This window comes from Streptomyces sp. NPDC001514 (genome assembly GCF_053597075.1).
The window spans coordinates 1-20,245 of the sequence record NZ_JBSFHO010000050.1; the positions used below are offsets into that span (position 1 = coordinate 1).

Sequence of the window (20,245 nt, forward strand, 5' to 3'; positions counted from 1 at the left end):
CCTCCACACCTACAACCACCACCGCTGCCACACCGCAATCGGAGGGCAACCTCCGATCAGCCGCGTCAACAACGCTGCGGGTCAATACACCTAGCACCGTCGGCGTAGTGGCGGCCCCGGGCTTCGTGCCCGGGGCCGCCTCTCGTATTGTCACGGCCCTCAGCACCATGTGGGGGAGGTTCCATGCTTGCCGCGCTCGGGCTCGGCGCCGCCGAGGAAGAGATCTACCGGCACCTGATCGTGCGGGCGAGCGGGAGTGCCGGCGAACTCGCGGACGATCTCGGCCGGTCACCGGCCGAGGTGCACCGGCTGCTCACCGCCCTGGCCGGGCTCGGCCTCGTGACGGCGCACCCCGCGGACGCCGCAGACCGGATGAACCCGACAGACCTCTCGCAAACGGGCGATTGCGAAACCGTCTTCACCGCCGCGCCGCCGACCGTCGCACTCGGGCCGGTCCTGCGGGAGCGCCGGGACGCGCTGCGCGCCGCGGAGCTCGATCTGCTGAACCTCGCCGAGCAGCACCGGCTGGCGGCCCATGACCGCGCCTCCGACGTCGTCGAGGTCATCACGGACATCGAGACCGTGCGCCACCGCTTCGCCCAGCTGCAGAACTCGGCCCGGCGTGAGGTGCGGTCCATGATGGTGCCGCATCTGGCCGTCGTACCGCACCGGCAGAACGAGGCCGCCTTCGCGGGCCTGCGCCGCGGGATCCACTACCGGGCGATGGTGCCGCGCGAGCTGCTGACGCTGCCCGGCATGGTCGGCGAGGTGCTCGACGCCCTCACCAGGGGCGAGGAGGTACGGGTGACCGAGTCCGTGCCCGTCAAGCTGGTGATCGCCGACAGCGACCTGGCCATGGTCCCGCTCTCCGCCGACCGGAACACCGCTGCCGCCTCGATCGTGGTGCACCCCAGCGGACTGCTGGACGTGCTGATGGCGTACTTCGAGGCCGCGTGGGAACGCGCCTACCCCCTGTCGCCGAGCGCGGCGGGCGACGGAGTCACCGAGACCCCGACCGGCGACATCGACGAGCTCGACGTCCGCATCCTGACCCTGATGCTCTCCGGGCTGACCGACCAGACCGCGGCCGGCCAGCTGGGCATCTCACGACGCACGTACCAGCGCCGCATCGGAGACCTCATGGCCAAGGCAGGGGTGGACACACGCGTCCAGCTCGGCTGGCACGCCGCCCGGCGGGGCTGGGCGTGAACCGGGCTACCGGCGCCCTGCTCAACCGGCCCGCCCCTGCACGGCTGCCGCCTGCAGCGGCAGCTCATGCCGTGTACGTACCGGCGAGAGGAACACGGGCAGAAAGGCGAGCGTCAGACAGCAGCCGCCCACCCACAGTGCCGTGCGCACTCCGGCGAACTCACCGATCAGACCCGCCAGGGCGGAGCCGACGGCGAGCGCACCGGTGAGCATGAAGCGGAAGGTGGCGTTCATACGGCCGAGCAGCGGATCGGGCGTCAGGCGCTGACGCAGGCTGACCCCAAGCACGTTGTCGATGCCCATCTTGAAGGTGGCCAGCAGCCAACCGGCCCCCGCGAGCCAGAGCCACGGGCCCCGGTCGATCAACGGGATGACCAGGGCCGTCGGGGCCATGCAGAGACCGACGAGCCCCAGCGTGCGGCCGTGGCCCAGGCGCCGGGCCACGGGCCGGGCACAGCGCGCGCCGAGGAAGATGCCGACACCGCCCACCGCCCAGTACAGGCCCAGCACACCTGCGGACAGGCCGAGTTCGCGGGTGAAGAGAACCGGCAGCAAGGTGTTGACGGTCTGTGCGCCGAGATTGTTGAGCGACGCGGTGAGCGCGAGGGCGCGCAGCTCCCGGTTGCCGAGGACATGGCGCAGCCCTTCGGCGATCTGCGCCCTCAGCCCGTCCGGTTGCCGCGCGGGACGGGACGGCGCAGACGCCGACCCCGCTCGGCGCTGCGCGCGGACCCCGCGGAGCCGCAGTGCCGATGCGAGATGCAGCACGCCCACGCTCACCACGGCGACCGGCGCCGACAGCAGCTGCACGAGCCCGCCGCCCGCGCCCCTGCCGGCCACATTGCCCGCCGCCTGCAGGCTCACCACGGCGGCATTCGCCCGCACCAGCCCCTCGCGGCCCACCAGTTGGGGCAGCACGCTCTGCGAGCCGACGTCGAAGAAGACCATGGCGCAGCCGTTCAGCAGGACCACCGTGTACAGCTGTCCGAGTGTCAGCGCGTCCAACACCCAGGCCACCGGTAGCGACGCGAACAGACCGGCCTTCGCCAGTTCCGCGGCGATCAGCACCCGGCGGTGACGCATCCGGTCCACCCACGCCCCGGCCGGCAGGCCGATGAGGAGGAAGGCCGCGGTACTGAGGGCGGCCAGGAGCCCGACCTGGCCCGGGCTCGCGTCAAGAGCGGTGACGGCGATCAACGGGACCGCGACATGGCCGATGTTGGTGCCCAGCTGGCTGAGCGCGGTGGCCGTGAACAGGGTGCGGAAGCCGGGTATGTGCCAGGGGCTCTCTGTGGACATGATCGGTACGGTGCCGGGCACGCCGGGCGCGTACCAATGATTTAGCCTCGGCCGAATGATGGTGGACATCGAGTTCTCCGCCGAGGACGTGGCCCGTACGCGCTTCGCGGTCTCCCCGCTGTGGGAGGTGGTGGCGAGCGTGCGGGTGCTCAAGGGCGCCGACCAGCAGGGCATGCACCGGCACTGGACCGAGCAGGTGCGACCACGGCTCGAGGCCGCGAAGCTCGACCTCGCGCCTCTGTTCGGACTGGTCGCCGTGCCGACCGTCGGCATCCCCGGCTTCCTCGTGCCGCCACCGACCACCCCGCAGCCCTCGCTCGAAGTGGAGCTCGCCGCACTGCGGTCCACGCCGCACGACCTGCTGCGGACGACATCTCCCGGCGCCCTGGCCGCTGTTGCCGCCCTGCGCGAGGACCCCGAGCGCGGTCTGGGCCGTCTCGCGGACGTGATCACCGCGTACTGGGACGTGGCGCTCGCGCCCTACTGGCCGCGCATCCTCACCCTCTTCGAGGGCGACATCCTGCACCGCGCCCAGCACTTCGCCGAGGGCGGCGCCCGGCGCCTCTTCGACGACCTCGACCCGCAGCTCGCCTGGGAGTCGGGCACCCTGCACATGAACCACGGCTGCGGCCGCGGGGTACGCCGGCTGGACGGCCGGGGGCTGCTGCTCGTCCCCTCGGCCTTCACCTGGCCGCGGATCTTCTCCACACTCGGCAGCATGGACTGGCAGCCCACCCTGCGTTATCCGCCCCGGGGCATCGGCACGTTGTGGGAGCAGCGCGCGCAGCCGTGCTCCGACGCCCTGTCCGGCGTACTGGGACGAACGCGCGCCCTGCTGCTGGCCGAGCTGGCCGCCCCCGCCTCCACCACGGATCTGGCCCGCCGCATCGGCCACTCCCCGGGCGGCGTGTCCCAACACCTTTCGGCCCTGCGTGCGGCGGGCCTCGTGCGGGCCCATCGCACCGGGCGGGTGGTGCTCTATGCGCGGACGAGTGTGGGGGAGGCGTTGATGCAGGGCAGCGGTGCCTGATCCCGACCGACCGACCGACCGATCGACCGGACCGGGCCTACGGGGAATCCAGTGGTTGTTCGGCCCAGATGGTCTTCCCGTCGCGCGTGTACCGGGTGCCCCAGCGCTCGGTGAGCTGTGCCACCAGGAAGAGTCCGCGGCCGCCCTCGTCCGTGGTGCGGGCCCGGCGCAGGTGCGGGGAGGTGTTGCTGGTGTCGGAGACCTCGCAGATGAGCCGGCGGTCGCGGACGAGCCGCAGGCCGATGGGGCCGCCGCCGTACCGGTAGGCGTTGGTGACGAGCTCGCTGACGATCAGTTCGGTGGTGAAGGCCAGCTCCTCCAGACCCCACTCGGTCAGCTGGGAGGCCGTCAGCGTCCGGGCCTGCGCGGCGGCGGTGGGCTCCGCCGGCAGCTCCCACACGGCCACCTTCTCCGCCGCCAGGACGCGGGTGCGGGCGACGAGCAGGGCCACGTCGTCGGCGACCTCATCGGTCGGCCGGTCGTGCAGCAACGCCGCCTCGACCGCACGGCAGGTGTCCTCCAACGAGGCTGCGGGCACCGCCAGTGCGCCGCACAGATCCGCCAGACTCTCGTCGACGTCCCGCTTGCGGCCCTGGATGAGGCCGTCGGTGTAGAGGGCCAGGAGGCTGCCTTCGGCCAGTTCCAGCTCCGCCGTCTCGAACGGCAGTCCGCCCAGACCCAGCGGCGGACCCGCGGGTACGTCCAGAAGGTGAACCTCTCCTTCCGGTGTCACCAGCGCCGGTGGCGGATGCCCGGCGCGGGCCAGGGCGCAGTGGCGCGAGACCGGGTCGTAGACCGCGTACAGGCAGGTCGCGCCGACGACTTGGGGGCGGCGTGGGCCGTTCCCGTCGGTGTCGTCGGCCAGGCCGGCCGGCTCCTGTTCGGCGGCCAGACGGTCCACGAGGTCGTCGAGGTGCGAGAGGACCTCGTCCGGCGCTTGGTCGAGGTTGGCCAGCGTGTGCACGGCCGTGCGCAGCCGGCCCATGGTGGCCGCCGCGTGGATGCCGTGGCCGACCACATCGCCGACCACGAGCGCGATGCGCAGTCCGGAGAGCGGGATGACGTCGAACCAGTCACCGCCGACACCCGTCGTGGCATCGGCCGGCACATAGCGGTGGGCGACCTCGACCGCGGGGTGCACGGGCACCTTGTCCGGGAGCAGGCTGTGCTGGAGCGTGAGCGCCGTCTCCTGCTGCTGGGTGTAGCGCCGCGCGTTGTCGATGCAGACCGCGGCCCGGGACGCGAACTCCTCGGCGAGCCTGAGGTCGTCCTCCTCGAACGGGTCGGGCCGGCGCCACCGCCACAGACTCAGGAAGCCGAGCACGAGTCCACGCGCGATCAGCGGCGCCACCATCAGCGAGGGAGTACCGAGGCCGAGGACGCGCTCGGCCCGGTCCGGGTCCATGGCGAGCCACGCCATGAGTCCGTCGTGCTGCGTGTCGAGGACCGGACGCCGCGCGGCCAGGCTCCGCGCCTGCGTACTACCGGGCGGAATGTGGATCGTGTGACCCACCGGATACATCATTTCGTCGGCGTCCGGCAGGATGCTGCGGACCGCCGTCCGCCGCACGGTGGTGAACGGCTCCTGCACGGGCTCCTCCCCGCGGGCCACCGGCTCCAGCAGATCCACGGAGACACAGTCGGCCAGGTCCGGGACCGCCACCTCTGTCAGCTCCTGTGCAGTCCTCGCCACGTCCAGCGTGGTCCCGATGCGGGCGCTGGTCTCGTTGAGCAGGGCGAGCCGATGGCGCGCCCGATGGCGCTCGGTCACGTCGACGACCGTCTGTGTCACGCCGAGGATCCGGCCGGAGGCGTCCTCCAGCCGGAACGCCGACACCGACACGACCAGGTCCTGGGTGGGGTCCTGCCGCATTCGGCAGTGCTGCTCGGCGAAGACCGAGGACCGGCCCGTCCTCAGGACCTCCCGGAGCTGGCTCTCCACGGTGTCGGTGTCCTGCTGGATCACGAAGTCACCGATGCGCAGCCCTCGGTGCTTCTCCACAGGGAGCCCGCTGAACCGGGCGAGCGCCCGGTTCACCCGCAGGATGCTCAGGTCCGGTGCGTGGACGGCCACGCCGATCGGGCAGCGGCTGAACACTCCGTCGAGTACGGAGCGGTCCGTCTCCCACTGGAGCACCTCTTCGGCGGGCGCGGCGACGAGGAACCACTCGCGGGGGGAGGCGTGCGAGGTGTGTGCGTCGTGGGCACCGCCCCTCACGATCACTCGTGCCCGGCAGCCCAACGCGATGCGGTGTCCGTCGCGGTGGCGGACAGGCACGATGCCGAACCACCCGCGGTCGCGGGTGCACGCGGCGACCGCGTCCAGGACGACGGCGCTGTCGCGGGGATGGACCAGGAATTCGGCCGCCCGGCGCCCGAGCACCTCCTCCGGCGGGTAGCCGAGCAGCGCCTCGGCACGCTCGCTCCAGCCGACGACGTGCCCATGGGCATCCAGCACCACCGAGGCCGCGCGGCGCGCCGCGAACGGGTCGTCCGGGCCCTCGGCGAACGCCCTCACCGGTGTGTCCATCGCTACCACCGTTGCCCTTGCGCGTCCCCGGCGGGGCCGTGCACATGGCGCCGCCAGGGGTGAGTCATGACCGAGTCCGGATGCGGCAGGGCTCTGGCGAGCAGCACGGCCACATCGTCCTGCGCCACAGGGGGCAGCAGCCGGCCGAGGATGCGTTCGCAGATCCTCTCCAGCGGGTGGTCGAGCTCCCGCAGTGCCCGGGCGAGTTCCTTCATGCCCTGGTCGAGGTCACGGTGGCGTGTCTCGATGAGGCCGTCGGTGTACAGCACCAGCAGACTGCCGGGGGGCAGCGGCACCTGCTCGGTCTGGAAGTCCTGCCCGCCCGCCCCCAGAGGCGTGCCACAGGGGCCGTCGAGGAACGCGATCGTCCCCCCGGCGTCGGCGACAGCCGGGGGCGGATGGCCGGCCCTGGCGACCAGACAGCGGCCGGCGGCCGGGTCGTGGACCGCGTAGACGCACGTCGCCATCTCGTTCTCGCCCAGGTCGGCGACGGCGGCGTCGAGGGAGCGGAGCATCCGGTCCGGGGGGACTTCGTGCCGCGCCAGCGTGCGCACCGCGGTGCGCAGCTGTCCCATGACGGCCGCCGCATGGATGCCGTGCCCCATCACGTCGCCGATGACCAGCCCGGTCCTGCCGTCGGGCAGGACGATGGCATCGAACCAGTCGCCGCCGACCTCGTGGTCGCTGGCGGGGAGGTAGCGTCCGGTGAGCTCCAGGCCGGTCACCGTGGGCAGCACGTTGTTCGACAGGCTGCGCTGCAGCGTGAGCGCCGCCGCCCGCTGGCTGGTGTACAGGCGAGCGTTGTCGATGTTCAGCGCTGCCCGGGCGACGAGCTCGTCGATGAGCACGCAGTCCTCCTCGCCGAAGCGCTCACGGCTGCGGATACGCGCCAGCACCACGGCGCCGAGCACCTTGCCGCGGGCGACGAGCGGCACCAGCCGCGCCGAGCCCATGAGGGTACCGAGGTAGGCACGCAGCGGCGCGGCCTTGGGGCCGGGCATCAGCGCGGGGAGGTCGGCCAGGCGGAGATTCATCGGGCGCCCCTCGGCGATGACCCGCTCGTACACGGAGCCGAGCGGGACCTGGAAGGTCTGACCGACGGCCAGTTGGGCGGTGGGGGCCGACGGATCGGGGAAGGCGGCCGCCAGACGACGCACCACGCCCTGCGTGGACGCGCTGGTCTCGTCGGGGTCGAGCACGTCCGCCAGCAGTTGCACGTCGGCCGAGTCGGCCACCCGCGGCACCAGCAGCTGGACCACCTCCTCGGCGGTCTGCCGCAGGTCCAGGGTGGTCCCGATACGGGTGCTCGCCTCGGCCAGGAGGGCGAAGCGCCGGCGTGCCGCTTCGGCGGCGATCTGCGCCTCGTGTCTGTCGGTGATGTCGATCAGAGAGGCGATCAGCCCCAGCCTCCGGCCGGTGCGGTCGACCAGCGGGGCACAGGAGCAGGACCACATCCGGTCGGAATCGGCGCCGGACCCGGACCCGGGCTCAGGCCCGGCGCCGGACCCGGACCTGGCGCCTGGCCCGGAACCGATGTCGGCAGTGGCGCGACCGGTGCGGCGGACGTCGACGACCGCCTCACCGCTGTCCATCACCTGCCGCATCACCGTCTCCAGGGCCACTGTGTTGACCCCCGGCGCGACCTCGGTCGGCCGCTTGCCGAGATGCCCGGCCGCAGGGACCCCGTTCATGCGTGCCAGCGCGTCGTTGACCCGGATGAAGCGCAGATCGGGGCCCACCATGGCCAGGCCGATGGGCGACTGCGCGAACAGGCCCTCCAAGGCCGCCAGCGAATCGCGCATGTGCATCACCGCGGACGTCTCCGCCGCGATGATCAGGGTGCCCCTTCCTCCCTGTGTGTCGGGGGCGGGACAGATCCACATCTCCATGTGCACGAGGTGCCCGTCGCGGTGCCGCACGGGGAGCGTTCCGACGAGCGCCTCGCCCGCCAGGACCTTCGCGGCCAGCTCATCGGCCAGCTGCCAGTTGGCCTCGGGCACCAGTACCGGCACCGCATACCGGCCCAGCAGCTCCTCCGGGGCGTAGCCGAGCAGTTCCTGGGCGGCGAGCGTCCACTCGTCGATGCGCCCGTGCGCATCGACCCTCCACAGCGCGATCGGAAGCAGGTCGCTGAGCACCCCCGCATACCCGACCACCGACAACGGCTGGTCCGGCACATCGCTCGTCGGCTTGTGTGTGTCCAACGCAACGACCTAACCCCGGGGCGCTGTGCCCGACGGCCACACCCGGGCAATGCGTCTCATCAGGTGTGTTTACTACCAAAACACCCTATCCGAGCCGCTGCCGTCGGCGAGCGGAGCCACCTACGGGGCATCTCCGCATCCGGTCGGCTACGGTATGTCACCGAATGCATGGTATGGGCGTTTTTGCCACAGTGGCTCCGCCGCGGAAGGGCGCACGCATGAATTCGCTGAATTCGCAGCGGAACACCGCCGCAACAGCCGCCCGAGCCGGCGACATCGCGGCCGCCCGGCTCAAGGAACGCATCTACGCGACCCTCACCCTGACCGCCGTCGTGGTGGCCCTGGCCGAGACGGACGTGCCCGAACATGCCGAGGCGGCACTCACCGTGGCCGTGACGGCGCTCGGGGTCTGGCTGGCCACCGTGGTCGCGGACGAGCAGGCGCACCGGGCCGTGAGCGGCCGCGGCGCGAGCCGGAAGGAGCTCCGGACGACCCTGCATGTCTCCAGCCCGCTGCTGCTGACCGCCGTGGGGCCGCTGGTGCTGATCGGCGCGTCGGCGCTCGGGGTGCTGGATCTGGTCACCGCCCTGCTGATCAGTGCCGGGGTGGAAGTGGCCACCCTGTTCCTGTGGGGCTGGCGGACCGGCCTGCGGATGGGGAGCGGACCGCTGAGCGCACTGGTCTCCGGCCTGCTGGACGCGGTCATCGGCGTCGGGGTCGTGGCCGTGAAGCTCCTCGCGGGCCACTGACCGGCGGCGGGCGGGGCCGGCGCGGACCGTGATCCCTAAGGTTCGACCACGTGCCGCAGATACGCCTGAGGATCGGCGAGGTACCGTCGCCAGTGGTCGACGAGGCCGAGGTCGCGCCACTCCACCCGGCGCATGCCGTGCTCGCCGACCTCGATGATGTCCGCCCCGGGCAGGGCGGTCAGCAGCGGTGAGTGTGTCGCGCAGACGATCTGGCTGCCGTTCTTCGCCAACTGATCCATGTGGCCGACGAGTTCGAGGCACGACGTGAAGGAGAGCGCCGCTTCCGGCTCGTCCATCACATAGAGCCCGGTGCGCAGGAACTTCCCGCGGAACGCGGCCAGGAATCCCTCGCCGTGGCTGACCGTGTCCGGTGCGAAACCCTCGCGGTCCAGGGCGTCCATGGCGGTCTCCGCGCGCAGGAAGAAGCCCTTGCGTGCCGACCAGCTGCTGACCATACGGCGGCCGTGCCGGGCGGCGTCGAACCGAATGCGCTCACCCAGCACCGACTTCGCGCGGTGCGAGGCGTACTTCCAGTCGTGCGAGCCGCCGTAGGAGTCGAGTCCGAAGCCCTCCGCAAGCGCCTCGACCAAGGTCGACTTCCCCGAGCCGTTCTCTCCGACCAGGAAGGTCACCGGCGCGGTGAACCGCAGCCCCTCGCCGAGGAGTTGCCTGACGCACGGCACCGACCAGGGCCATGCGTCCGCGTCGTACGGGGAGCCGTATGCGTACGCGCGTTCGATGATCACCTGCAGATTGTATCGAGCGAGGCGCCGTCCGCATCCTCAGCTGGGCTCCCCGGGGCAACCCCGGCGATCGACTCGGGGCGCACCGGGGGACCGATGGAGGGGCGGCTCGGGGCGGCCCGGGCCCGCTGAGCAGCGCCTTTCCCCTGTCGGCATGCGGTCCGGGGTCCGCCGGGGCAGGCTGGTCTGGGGCCGTCGGCCATCCGGCCGACGGTCGTCGAGGGAAGGGGTGCTGCGATGTTCGCGAGACTGAGCACCTATCAGGGGTCGCCCGTCCCCGCCGAAGGCGACCTGTCGGCGACTTCGGAAGCGGTTGTCAAGCAGATCCAGGATGTGCCCGGATTCGTCGGCGTCTACTACCTCGTCGACCGGTCAACCGGAAAGGCGGTGTCAATGACTCTCTGGGAGGACGAAGCGGCGATGCTGGCCAGCGAGCAGAGGGGCGCGCAGATCCGTGAGGAGACCGCACGGAGAGAGGGCCAGCGGATCCTTTCCGTCGAGGGATTCGAGGTGGGCTTCAGCCACTTCAACCGGTGACGGCACCGTCCAGGAAGTGGAAGCCGGGCCGGGGATGCATCAGGAAGTCGTGGTGCGAGATGTTCCACGCGTACGCACCCGCGAGCGCGAACACCACGCGGTCCCCGGCCCGCACACCCTGCCCAGGAACACGACGGGCGAGGACGTCCTTGGGCGTGCAGAGCTGACCGGTCAGCGTGATCAGGTCCTCCCGGGACGCGGCCCGCGGCCACGGGTGGGGCCACGCGTCCACCGGCAGCAGCACGCACGGCTGGTCATGGCCCTTCGTCACGGGGGTGCGCAGATGGTGCGTGCCCCCGCGGACGACGGCGAACTCCTCACCCAGGCTCCGTTTCACGTCCAGCACCTCGGTGGCGTACCAGCCGCAGTACGCGGTCAGAGCGCGGCCCGGCTCGATGCGCAGCAGCAGACCCGGGTGGGCGGCCGCAAGGCGGGCGAGGCCCGCCCCGTAGGCCGCCCAGTCGAACCGGGCGCCGGGCTCGGCGTAGTCGACGGTCATCCCGCCGCCGACGTTCACCTCGCGCAGGACGAGGCCATGGCGGTCGGCGAGGCGCACGGCCCAGGTCACGACGGACTCGGCGACGGAGATCTGCGCCGGGGCGTCGAGACCGCTGGCGAGGTGGGCGTGGACGCCCCGCAGTTCCAGGTGCGGACGGCTGCCGTCGGTGAGCAGACGGATCATGGCATCGGCCTCGGACGGGTCCAGGCCGAACGGGGTCGGCCGGCCGCCCATGGACAGCGCGCTCGCCTTCAACGCGCCGTCGGCGAGCGGCAGGTTGAAGCGGAGCAGGACCGCCACCCGCGACCCGGGCACCACACGGGAGGCGAGATCCGCCAGCATGTGGAGTTCCTGGACGCTCTCCACATGGAACCGCTCAACGCCCGCCTCCAGCGCGGCCGTCGTCTCGGCGGGGGTCTTGCCGGGGCCGCCGAACGCCAGCGGACGGCCGGGAACGGCCTTGGCGACATGCGCGAGTTCGCCGCCCGACGAGACCTCGAAGCCGTCCACGTACGGCGCGAGAGCGGTCAGGATCTCCGGCTCGGGATTGGCCTTGGCGGCGTAGTACAGCTCGACCCGCTCGGGCAGAGCCGACCGGACCGACGCTGCATGCTCGCGCAGCGCGCCGAGGTCGTACAGATAGGCGGGCAGCTCCCCGGACGCGAGGGACAGCGCGCGTGCGCGGACCGGGGGAGTCAGGGCGGTGGTGGTCAACGGGCCTTCCAGGCGTCGGTGCCGGCGATACCGGCGGTGGGGTCGGTCCGGTTGGTTCGGTCGGTGGGGTCGGTGTCGTCGGCGCGGCTCGCGCCGGACAGCACGTCCGCGGCGAGCGGGGAAGGCAGGCGCACATAGCCCGCCTCCCGGTCGGCCGTGCGCGCCCAGCGGGTGAGCAGATTGGCCTTGGCGGGCAGCGGTTCGCCCGCGAGCAGGGCGCTCAGACGGGGCGGGCAGCCGTGCTCGTCGGCGTACCTCCGGAGCGTGCGGTGGACCTCGGACCACAGCGCAGGTTCGCTCCCCGGGTGCAGATCGGCGAGGGCGGCGAGCAACTCGGCGACATGATTCACCACCAGGCAGTACACGACCCGGTCCCAGCCGCGCCGGGCGTCGTACGTCAACGCGTCCGCCACGTCTTCGGGAAGAGCGGTGAGGGCGACGGTGTGATGTTCCGGGAGCAGCTTGGTGCCCTCCAGATCGCGGAAGAGCATGCCGACGGGTCTGCGGTCGGCGTCCACGCAGACGAGCACGTTCTGCAGATGGGGTTCGAGGACCACGCCGTGGTCGAAGTACGCGGCCAGGACGGGCGGGACGAGCAGCTCCAGGTACGCCCGCCACCACAACAGAGCCGTACCGGGGCCGGCGCCGGCCAGGAGCCGGGAGACATGGCCGGGCCCCGTGGGGTACTCGTCGGCGACGGCCGCGGCGAGGAGCGGGGTGTCCCCGGGGCGAAGATGCCGGTCGAGCCCTTCGCGCACGATCACGCCGAAGCCTTCGAGCAGGTCGACCACGGTGCTGCCGTCCGGTCCGGGCAGGGCGAGGCTGCGGTAGGCGGGTTCGCGCAGCAGGCCGGTGCCCGGGAAGCGGGCCGCCAGATCCGCGAGAGCGGGGCCGAGCAGACGGGTGAGGGCGACCGCGCCGCCGAGCTCGTAACGGGCGTTCTTCCGGAGGCAGTTGGTGATGCGGACGTTGAGGCTGAACTTCAGGAAGGTGTCGCCGTCGAAGAGGGTGCGCACGGATGCGGTGGCGGCGAAGGCCGTCCGGCCCGGGCCGAGGTCGACGACATCGCCCCGCCGGAGGGCCGCCCGTAGCGACGGGTGGTCCTGCAGCAGCGCGTACTGCCAGGGGTGCGCGGGCAGCAGCCGGTACCCCTCGGGCACCGGCCCCAACCGGTCCAGCGGCTGGGCGGCGCCGGGCTCGGCGGATTCCTCGGCGATCAGATGGTCGCGGACGGCGAGCAGCTGCAGCGGGAAGGAGGCGCCGGCCTCAGGGGCGTACGCGGACCAGGCGGCGGGGTCGCCGCCGCGGGCCTTGGGCGTGGGGTGGAAGCGGTGGCCGAGGACGAGGGACTGCTCGGACGCGAGATACGCAGCACGTGGGTCGGCGTGGTCGCCGGCCGGGCGCGGGACGGCGAGGGCCGCGGACACCCCCTGATGGCTCGAGGCGACCTGGTCCAGGAATTCGTCGTTGCCCGAGCCCGTCAGGAGCGAGAGCTCCGTGTGCAGATACTCCGCGAGACGCTGCCAGCCGATCGCGGACCAGCCACCGTCGGTCTGCTCGGTGACCGGACCGCGGAAACGGTGCGCCCCGAGGAGTGACGTGCGGCGGAGCGCGACCCGGAGCAGGACCCCTTGCCGGGACAGGCGCAGCAGCAGATGGCCGTCGATGACGGCGGTCTGGTGCTCGGGGCCCGACACCTCACGGAGCAGGCAGTTGAGCAGGGTGTGCGCCACCGCCTCGTCCGCGGTGGGCAGCCCGGCCGGGGCAGAACGGTGGGCGGAGGAGTAGGTCGATGTCATCGCCGGTCACGCTCCCCGCAGCAGATAGTTGGGACCGGATGTGTAGTGCTTGTTGATGTCGGACGCTCCCGAGCGTTCCTTGGTGAGCAGGGTTCCCGCGGAGACCATCGCCTTGACCGGCAACCGCGGTGCGTCCAGGACGCGTTCGCGCAGTACGGCACCGGGCTCTCCCGGCCGCGTGCCGAGACGCTCCACCGCCTCGGCGAGCCGCTCGCGTACGAGCCGCAGCAGCCGCTCCAGCGGAGCGCGGCCCAGCCGGGCGAGCCCGAAGGCGTAGGCGCCCGCGCACAGATGCACGGTGATGGTGGTGAACAGGTCGACGACCGGCCCGTCGCCGTCACCGCATATCCGTGCATCGTCGAACGACGACGGGTCCGGAGCGTCCGCGCCGAGCACCTCGCGCAGCCGGACGCGGTTGACGCGCGGGCCGTCGTTGTCCTTGAGCAGCAGCCGGACCCGCGGCCGGCCCGCCCGCTCGTCCAGCACCAGCGACACGTTCTGCTGGTGGGACTCCAGCGCGATCCCGTACCCGAAGAGGGTGGTCTGCCAGTCGAACAGCAGCGTGAGCACGGCGTCGAGGAGGGCGAGCGGATCGCCGCCGTAGAAGCGGTCGGCGAGACGGTCGATGACCAGCCGGCCGCCTCCGCCGCCTGGTGCCCGGCCCAGCAGCCCGGCCATCGGCACGACGACGGCGTCGTCCAGTCCGGCGGGGAGGCGGCGTACGAGCACGGCGAGCAGCTCGTGCCCGACGTGGGCGGACGACGTCTCGTCGGCGTGCAGCACACTGTCCTTGAAGCGGGGCTCGCGGGCCGCCACGGACTCCAGCAGGCGCTGGGCCGCCGCGCCGTCGACGAGGGTGCCGGGCTTGATGGTGCGCCGGTTGAGCCTGCCCAGGGTGGAGGTGGCCAGCGGGAGTTTGAGATGGACCCCGGGGTCGTCGGCGAGTGCCACCGTCCGCATGGACAGCGTCGGCACGACGTCGAGGTGCGGTCGCCCCGCCAGGACGGCGTGGCCACCGAGCCCTACGGCGCGCACGGCGTCGTCCAGGGGGCCGGCCGCGGTCAGCGGATGGACGGGGAGAGCGAGATGGCTCTCGTCGAGTCCGGGAAGCCCGAGCGCCGATGGCGGCGGTGCGGGGATCGAAGCCGGCCCGCCCGCCACGGTGACCGCGTCCCTGGGAAGGGCGAGCCAGCGCAGGGCGAAACGGGGATGGAACTCGGGGGCGTACGCCCGCAGCCCTCCCGCGGTGAGCCCGGAGCGGCCGCGGGCGGTCGGATAGACGGGGTGGTCGAGCCGGGCGGCGAGCGTGTCATGGGCCAGGCCGCCGGAGAGCCCGGTCCAGTGGGCGGGGTCTGCACCGTTCCGCGCGGCCAGCGTCGCGAGGACCTCGTCCGCCGAATCGTCCTGCAGCCGCACGGCGGCACGCGTCTGGCGGCACTCGTCGGCGAACGCGTCGAAGCCGCCGCGGTCCTCGGGCGCGGCCAGAGCCCTCAACTCGGCCAGGACCTCCTCGCAGGTGGTCAGGTCCGTCCCTGCGGCACCTTCGGCACCTTCGGCATCTGCTGGACCGGCGGCATCTGCCGGATCGGCGGACTCGCGGCGCAGCAGCGGCTTCCGGGCGCCCCACTCGCACTGGAAGCCGTCCTCGCGTACGGGCAGCAGCAGCGCGCCCGCATCCGGGATCTCCAGCCGCAGCCATGTGCCGTCCGGGCGCTCCACCGGCGCGCTGCGCGTGCGCAGTCCCACCACGTCCTCGCGCAGCAGGGCGCTCAGCACGCGAAGCAGCAGCTCCGCCTCCGTGGTGCCGGCGGCCCCGGCCACCGACGGCGTCACGGGGTGATCTCCCAGCGCTGCGCGCCCAGGAACTCGGCCACAGCCCGGTCCACCTGCGCCTGGTCGGTGCCGGTGGCCCGGACGACGCCCAGGAAGTCACGGTTGGTGCGGTGGAGCTCGTGGCGCTCGCCGATCCCGCGCAGCGGCCGGTAGGCCAGCTTCACGTCGCCGTACTCCAGATCGGCCGCGCCGGGACCGGAGGTGAGGGTCCCGGCCCGGTCCGCGCACGGATAGTCGAGCCGCGCCGCGACATCGGTGCGCACACCCAGGTCCGCAGGCAGCGGCTCGCCGAGATGCGTACGGAGGATGTGCTCGAAGAGCGGAATGTCCAGCAGCTGAGCGAGCAGCAGATCGCACTGGTCGCCGATGGCACGGTAGTTGACCTCGATGATCCGGGCGCGCCCCGCGTGCACCACGAACTCCGTGTGGCAGGCGCCGAACCCGACGCCGAGCGCGTCGAGTTGGGTGAGGATCTGTTCGACCACCGGCCCGGGGTGGGCCGGGACGTACGTCAGGCGCTCCTCGATGAAGTACGGGGGCGGGGAGAGCTCGGTACGGAACCCGCCGAGCAGGTGGCGGACACGTCCGTCGCCGAGCGTCTCCAGGGTGTACAGCTCGCCGGGGAGGTACTCCTCCACGACCAGCGCCGCGCCCGGCCGGCGCGCCCGGATCTCCTTGCAGCGCCGCACGAGCTCCTGCGGTCCCTCGACGAGGAAGACATCCTCGCTGGCCACACCCTCGCGCGGCTTGACCACACAGGGGTACGGCATGCCCAGGGCGGCGGGCACGGCGGCCGGCTCCTCTCCGGGGGCGAGCTCCACCGACCGGACGGAGTCGGCACCGGCGGCGGCCAGGTGGCGGCGCATCTCCGCCTTGTCCTTGGTGCGCAGCGCGGCCTGCCAGCCCTTGGCCGGAAGACCGAAGTAGCCGGCGGCCAGGGCGGTCTGGGTCTGCAGATGGTCACTGTTGCTGAAGACCGCGTCCGGTGCGCGGTGGCCCGAGATCCGGGCGATCACGGCGCGGAAGTCGCGCACCTCGCACTCCAGGACCTCGACGTCCGAGGCGACGGCCCTGTGCGCCCCGGGCTGGTCGGTGAGCACGGTGACATCGAGGCCGAGCCGCCGGGCGGCGGGGAGGAATCCCTCGGTGACCGAGTCGGTCGGGTTCAGGGCAAGCAGGTACATCTGCATGAGGGATCACTTCCGTGCAGGGAGTCGCGTGCCCCCAGACGTCGAGGACACGAGGCGAGAGCCTAGGTTAGGCACACCTAACTCTGTCAATTCGTCGCGACACGGCCCCGGTTGACGCGGAAGGATCTTCGTATGGTTAAGGTGAGCCTTACCTTTCCTTGTGTTCCCCCGTTGAGCTGAGGAGCGCCCGTGACCCTGGCCCCGGCATGTCCCTCGGCCGGCCCCGCCGTCAGCTGCTCCGCCCTGCTCGCGTCGGGCTACCGGCGGCTCACCGCGATCTGCCGGCCGTGGCAGGCGGACGTCGCGGAGCCCGGCTCCCGGGCCGGCCAAGGGTGGGCCGACGGCGCCGAACTGGCGGTCCGTCCGGAACTCCTCGACGCATATCTCGACTCCGAGGCGCTGCGCATCCAGAGCCGGTACGCGCACACCGCCCGGCGCGATGTCGTGGCGTCCCGCGTCCTGCACGACTATCTCTGGTCCGTCTGTCTGCTGATGAGCGGCCCCTGGTACCTCGAACGCCGCGTGCCCAGGATCCGCCCGCAGGACGTCCGGATCAGTCTGACGACGGGGGAGTTCGCCGTGGTCCCCGGCGGTTTCGCGTGCCTGCCCGATGATCCGGCCGCCGCACTGCCCGGCATACGCGTGCTGGCGCACGAGGACGCACTGCGGGCCGAGCTGCGCACCGCGGTCGCCGACCACGTACGGCCGCTGCTGGCCGCGATCGGCCCCCGGGTGCGGCGCGGGCCACGGGCGCTGTGGGGCATGGTGGGCGACGACCTGGTCTCCGGCGTCTGGTACCTGGGCCGGGCGCTGGGGCAGGAGGAGCAGGCCGTACGGGCGGCGGGCGAACTGCTGCCGGGACCCGTGCCGCCGTTCCCCGGTGGCGCGGACTTCCGTCGCCTCGCGGGCCGCGACGGGCAGTCGTATCCCACCCGTACGCGTCTCGGCTGCTGCCTGTACTACGCGATCCGCCCGGCCGAGGCGTGCGGCACCTGCCCCCGGACCTGTGACGCCGAGCGGCTGCGCCGCCTCGAGGGCGACGCGGAGCCCGGCACCAGGTCGGAATGACGCCGTCGGCATGATGACGCCTTGACGGACGTGGACTTTCCGCCTCCGTTGTCGGACTCCTGTGCCGCATTGCGGCCGGGGGTCTTACGTGGGAGTGCCTCCTGGCCGACCTGGTCGGGTGCGTACCGAAGCCCCGTGAGTGACGACATCAGGAGTGGCCGCCCCGGTCGGCCCAGGCTGCTGCCGGACGGGCTGGACTTTCCAGCCGGTCCGGCGTTCGAGGACGGACACCCGGGCCCCCGGACGGTACGGGGGCCCGGGGGGCCCGCCCTTGCGCAGCGCCCGGGGCAGCCCGGTCACACGCCGCCGTTGATCTTGACCTCGGTCACCGCGCCGGCCTCGACGCCCCACTTCGCGATGATCTTCCCGTACTCGCCGTTCTTGATGATCGCGTCGAGCGCGGCCTGGATCGCGTCGCGCAGCTGGGTGTTGGACTTGGCCACGGCGATACCGTACGGCGCCGCCTCGACCTGCTCGCCCACGATCTGGAAGTCGTTCCCGCCGCCGGACGTCTTGGCCGCGTACGCCGCCACGGGGAAGTCGGACGCGCCGGCGTCGCCACCGCCGGCCCGCAGGCGGGTCTGGGCCTCGAGGTCGTTGTCGAACGCCTCGATCGACAGCTTCTGGCCGCTCGGGCACTTCAGTGCCTGCGCCTTGGCGAGGTCCTCGGAGACCGTGCCGCGCTGGACGACGAGCTTCTTGCCGCACAGGTCGGCCCAGGTCTTGATGCCCTTGTCGTCGCCCTTCTTGGTGTAGATCGAGACACCGGCGGTGAAGTAGTCGACGAAGTCGGCGCCCTCGCCGACCTTCTTCTTGGTCTGGGAGTCGACACCGTTCTGACGGTCCTTGGTGTCGGTCATCGCCGACATGGCGATGTCGTAGCGCTTCGAGCGCAGACCGGTGATCAGCGTGTCGAAGGTGGCGTTCTCGAACTCGAACTTCACGCCGAGCTGCTTGCCCAGGGCGTCCGCCAGGTCCGGGTCGATACCGACCGTCTTGCCCGTGTCGTCCTTGAACTCGACCGGCGGGTACGCGATGTCCGAACCGACCTTGATGACGCCCTTGCCACGGATCGACGCGGGAAGCTTGTCCGCCAGAGGCGCGGACGCCGTGCCCGGGGCGTTCTCGTCGCCCTCGTCCTTCGTCTGGTCACCACAGGCGGCCAGCAGGCAGAGGAGGCCCGACGCGGCGACGGCTGCCACGGCTCGGCGTACGGCGATGTGTCTGGTCATGGTGGATTCTCCGTGGTTCGGGCGGGAGTTGAGGGGGGAGCAGCGGATGCAGCGTACGGATGGATCAGGAAGAGAACCAGGCTTCGGGATCAACGATGCGAAGACGGGACACGGCCGGGTCGAGCGCGCCGCGTACGTGACCGCTCGGGGCCGCGGCGGTGCGCTGCAGGAAATCGACCACTTCGGCCGTGACGACCTCGCCCGGCAGCACGTTCGGGATCCCCGGAGGATAGGCCGCCAGAGTGTCCGCCGAGATCATGCCGACGGCTTCCGCGGCCGGCACGACGCGTGAAGGGCTGAGAAAAGCCTCGCGCGCGGTGAGCCGGGCCCGGCCCGGGACCGGAAGCCGCATGTGGGCCCTGGCGTCCGTACCGGCGCCGGTCAGAGGGGAAGGCAGACAGTGCAGGGCTTCGATGAAGCGGTCCGTGTCGGGAGTGGCGCCCGCCGCCACCACGGCGACGATCGCGGCGTCGGTCGCGACCTCCACCATGATCTGGTGGTCGCGGGACAGAAGGCGGCGCGCCTCGTGACCGGGTATACCGCCGCTGCGGGTGTCGATGGCGATCCGCAGGGGATCGGCGGCCACGATGTCGGGGAACAGCCCGAACGTGTCGCTCACGACCCGGTACCGGCCGAGCCTCCGGACCGCGCGGCGTACCTGCTCCGCGGCTTCCACCGATGCGGCGACGGCGTCGCGGCCCGCCACGAGCGCCGCTCGTGCCACGTCGAGTGATGCCATGAGGAGCGCGCTCGCGCTCGTCGACTGGACGAGGCGGAAGGCGCGGTCCACGAGGGGCTCCAGCCGGTTCGCGAACGGGCCGTGGCCGAGATGGAGCATCGCCGACTGGGTGAGGCTGCCTGCCAGCTTGTGCGTGCTGGACGTGACGAGGTCGGCGCCCTGGGCGAGCGCGTTCTGCGGCAGGTCCGGATGGAAGCCGAAGTGCGAGCCCCATGCCTCGTCGACGATGAGCGGAACACCGGCGGCATGCGCCGTGTCGGCCAGGGCCCGGACATCGGCGACCGCACCGAAGTAGCTGGGGGAGACGACGTAGGCGGCTGCCGCGTCCGGGTGCGCGGCGAGCGCCCTGGCCAGGTCCTCCGCAGTGACCCCGTGGGCGATGCCCTGGTCCGCGTCGACCGAAGGCTGGACGAACGCGGCGTCCAGCCCCGACAGCACCAGACCGTCGATGACGCTCGAATGGACGCTGCGCTGGACGACCAGGACGCGGCCGAGCGCCGGTGCCACGAGCGAGGCGATCTGATTGCCCTGCGACGCCCCGTTGGTCAGGAACCAGGTGCGGCGGGCACCCCAGGCGTCCGCGGCCAGGGCCAGCGCCTCGTGCAGCGGAGCATCGGTGCCGAGGTCGATGCCGTCGAGAAGCGGCGGGAAGTCCAGGCGGAGTGCTGCGGGCCCGAGCAGGGATGTGAGCCGCTCGAAGGAGGCCGTGTCCGCGGCATGGCCCGGGACGTTCAGCCGTACCCAGCTGCGGCTCGCGTGGGCCCGGAGCGCCTCGGCGTACGGGGCGCGGTGCTGCCGGGCAGGTGCGTGTGCGGTCCGCGGAGCGTCGGGGGCCGCTGCGGTGGTTCTGGTGTTCACGCCGGTGAGCGT

Annotated in this window: 15 protein-coding genes; 5 read left to right on the forward strand and 10 right to left on the reverse strand. The window is 72.1% G+C overall.

The window, feature by feature from the left end:
- Nucleotides 1-183: 183 nt before the first annotated feature.
- On the forward strand, nucleotides 184-1,209 hold the full coding sequence (locus tag ACWCXB_RS34310; protein ID WP_450728025.1) for a helix-turn-helix domain-containing protein: 1,026 nt from the start codon (nucleotides 184-186) through the stop codon (nucleotides 1,207-1,209).
- Nucleotides 1,210-1,230: 21 nt separating this feature from the next.
- On the opposite strand, the gene ACWCXB_RS34315 is transcribed toward ACWCXB_RS34310, so the two are convergent.
- The gene (locus ACWCXB_RS34315; protein ID WP_450728027.1) at nucleotides 1,231-2,508 is read right to left on the reverse strand and encodes an MFS transporter; all 1,278 of its coding nucleotides are present in this window, start codon (nucleotides 2,506-2,508) and stop codon (nucleotides 1,231-1,233) included.
- Nucleotides 2,509-2,566: 58 nt separating this feature from the next.
- Between ACWCXB_RS34315 and ACWCXB_RS34320 the strand changes: the two genes are divergently transcribed.
- On the forward strand, nucleotides 2,567-3,538 hold the full coding sequence (locus tag ACWCXB_RS34320) for an ArsR/SmtB family transcription factor (protein ID WP_450728078.1): 972 nt from the start codon (nucleotides 2,567-2,569) through the stop codon (nucleotides 3,536-3,538).
- Between the two features lie 37 nt (nucleotides 3,539-3,575).
- Here the strand turns inward: ACWCXB_RS34320 and ACWCXB_RS34325 are convergent, their stop codons facing one another.
- Both ACWCXB_RS34325 and ACWCXB_RS34330 read right to left on the reverse strand, forming a co-directional pair.
- On the reverse strand, nucleotides 3,576-6,068 hold the full coding sequence (locus ACWCXB_RS34325; RefSeq protein WP_450728029.1) for a SpoIIE family protein phosphatase: 2,493 nt from the start codon (nucleotides 6,066-6,068) through the stop codon (nucleotides 3,576-3,578).
- Between the two features lie 2 nt (nucleotides 6,069-6,070).
- Nucleotides 6,071-8,272: a SpoIIE family protein phosphatase gene (locus ACWCXB_RS34330; RefSeq protein ID WP_450728031.1), complete on the reverse strand. Its 2,202-nt coding sequence runs from the start codon at nucleotides 8,270-8,272 to the stop codon at nucleotides 6,071-6,073.
- A gap of 218 nt (nucleotides 8,273-8,490) precedes the next feature.
- On the opposite strand from ACWCXB_RS34330, the gene ACWCXB_RS34335 reads away from it, so the two are divergent.
- Nucleotides 8,491-9,021: a hypothetical protein gene (locus ACWCXB_RS34335; RefSeq protein WP_450728033.1), complete on the forward strand. Its 531-nt coding sequence runs from the start codon at nucleotides 8,491-8,493 to the stop codon at nucleotides 9,019-9,021.
- Nucleotides 9,022-9,056: 35 nt separating this feature from the next.
- Here the strand turns inward: ACWCXB_RS34335 and ACWCXB_RS34340 are convergent, their stop codons facing one another.
- A complete protein-coding gene (locus ACWCXB_RS34340) occupies nucleotides 9,057-9,767 on the reverse strand; it encodes an AAA family ATPase (protein ID WP_450728035.1) in 711 nt (236 codons plus the stop codon).
- 234 nt (nucleotides 9,768-10,001) lie between these two features.
- Between ACWCXB_RS34340 and ACWCXB_RS34345 the strand changes: the two genes are divergently transcribed.
- The gene (locus ACWCXB_RS34345; RefSeq protein ID WP_450728037.1) at nucleotides 10,002-10,301 is read left to right on the forward strand and encodes an antibiotic biosynthesis monooxygenase; all 300 of its coding nucleotides are present in this window, start codon (nucleotides 10,002-10,004) and stop codon (nucleotides 10,299-10,301) included.
- Here the strand turns inward: ACWCXB_RS34345 and ACWCXB_RS34350 are convergent.
- The 4 genes from ACWCXB_RS34350 to ACWCXB_RS34365 are packed head-to-tail and all read right to left on the reverse strand — an operon-like array spanning nucleotide 10,291 to nucleotide 16,336.
- The gene (locus ACWCXB_RS34350; RefSeq protein ID WP_450728039.1) at nucleotides 10,291-11,514 is read right to left on the reverse strand and encodes a type III PLP-dependent enzyme; all 1,224 of its coding nucleotides are present in this window, start codon (nucleotides 11,512-11,514) and stop codon (nucleotides 10,291-10,293) included. The two genes, ACWCXB_RS34345 and ACWCXB_RS34350, sit on opposite strands and share 11 nt — an antisense overlap.
- Nucleotides 11,511-13,313 carry an IucA/IucC family protein gene (locus tag ACWCXB_RS34355; RefSeq protein ID WP_450728041.1) on the reverse strand — a complete coding sequence of 601 codons (1,803 nt, stop codon included), beginning with the start codon at nucleotides 13,311-13,313 and terminating at the stop codon, nucleotides 11,511-11,513. Before ACWCXB_RS34355 ends, ACWCXB_RS34350 begins: the two co-directional genes overlap by 4 nt.
- A 6-nt stretch (nucleotides 13,314-13,319) precedes the next feature.
- Complete coding sequence (locus ACWCXB_RS34360) at nucleotides 13,320-15,146, reverse strand: IucA/IucC family protein (protein ID WP_450728043.1); 1,827 nt, start codon at nucleotides 15,144-15,146, stop codon at nucleotides 13,320-13,322.
- Nucleotides 15,143-16,336 carry an ATP-grasp domain-containing protein gene (locus ACWCXB_RS34365; RefSeq protein WP_450728045.1) on the reverse strand — a complete coding sequence of 398 codons (1,194 nt, stop codon included), beginning with the start codon at nucleotides 16,334-16,336 and terminating at the stop codon, nucleotides 15,143-15,145. The genes ACWCXB_RS34360 and ACWCXB_RS34365 overlap by 4 nt, the downstream gene beginning before the upstream one ends.
- 189 nt (nucleotides 16,337-16,525) lie before the next feature.
- Between ACWCXB_RS34365 and ACWCXB_RS34370 the strand changes: the two genes are divergently transcribed.
- Nucleotides 16,526-17,404, forward strand: coding sequence for a (2Fe-2S)-binding protein (locus ACWCXB_RS34370; RefSeq protein ID WP_450728047.1), 879 nt, complete (start codon nucleotides 16,526-16,528; stop codon nucleotides 17,402-17,404).
- A gap of 296 nt (nucleotides 17,405-17,700) precedes the next feature.
- On the opposite strand, the gene ACWCXB_RS34375 is transcribed toward ACWCXB_RS34370, so the two are convergent.
- Nucleotides 17,701-18,636: an ABC transporter substrate-binding protein gene (locus ACWCXB_RS34375; RefSeq protein WP_450728049.1), complete on the reverse strand. Its 936-nt coding sequence runs from the start codon at nucleotides 18,634-18,636 to the stop codon at nucleotides 17,701-17,703.
- A 64-nt stretch (nucleotides 18,637-18,700) separates the two neighbouring features.
- Nucleotides 18,701-20,233 carry an aminotransferase class I/II-fold pyridoxal phosphate-dependent enzyme gene (locus ACWCXB_RS34380; protein WP_450728051.1) on the reverse strand — a complete coding sequence of 511 codons (1,533 nt, stop codon included), beginning with the start codon at nucleotides 20,231-20,233 and terminating at the stop codon, nucleotides 18,701-18,703.
- Nucleotides 20,234-20,245 lie beyond the last annotated feature (12 nt).

Excerpts from the sequence above, each read along its gene's own strand:
- ACWCXB_RS34325 (WP_450728029.1), bottom strand. The coding sequence starts at position 6,068 with ATGGACACACCGGTGAGGGCGTTCGCCGAGGGCCCGGACGACCCGTTC.
- ACWCXB_RS34355 (WP_450728041.1), bottom strand. The coding sequence starts at position 13,313 with ATGACATCGACCTACTCCTCCGCCCACCGTTCTGCCCCGGCCGGGCTG.
- ACWCXB_RS34310 (WP_450728025.1), top strand. The coding sequence starts at position 184 with ATGCTTGCCGCGCTCGGGCTCGGCGCCGCCGAGGAAGAGATCTACCGG.
- ACWCXB_RS34315 (WP_450728027.1), bottom strand. The coding sequence starts at position 2,508 with ATGTCCACAGAGAGCCCCTGGCACATACCCGGCTTCCGCACCCTGTTC.
- ACWCXB_RS34375 (WP_450728049.1), bottom strand. The coding sequence starts at position 18,636 with ATGACCAGACACATCGCCGTACGCCGAGCCGTGGCAGCCGTCGCCGCG.
- ACWCXB_RS34335 (WP_450728033.1), top strand. The coding sequence starts at position 8,491 with ATGAATTCGCTGAATTCGCAGCGGAACACCGCCGCAACAGCCGCCCGA.
- ACWCXB_RS34320 (WP_450728078.1), top strand. The coding sequence starts at position 2,567 with ATGGTGGACATCGAGTTCTCCGCCGAGGACGTGGCCCGTACGCGCTTC.
- ACWCXB_RS34365 (WP_450728045.1), bottom strand. The coding sequence starts at position 16,336 with ATGCAGATGTACCTGCTTGCCCTGAACCCGACCGACTCGGTCACCGAG.
- ACWCXB_RS34345 (WP_450728037.1), top strand. The coding sequence starts at position 10,002 with ATGTTCGCGAGACTGAGCACCTATCAGGGGTCGCCCGTCCCCGCCGAA.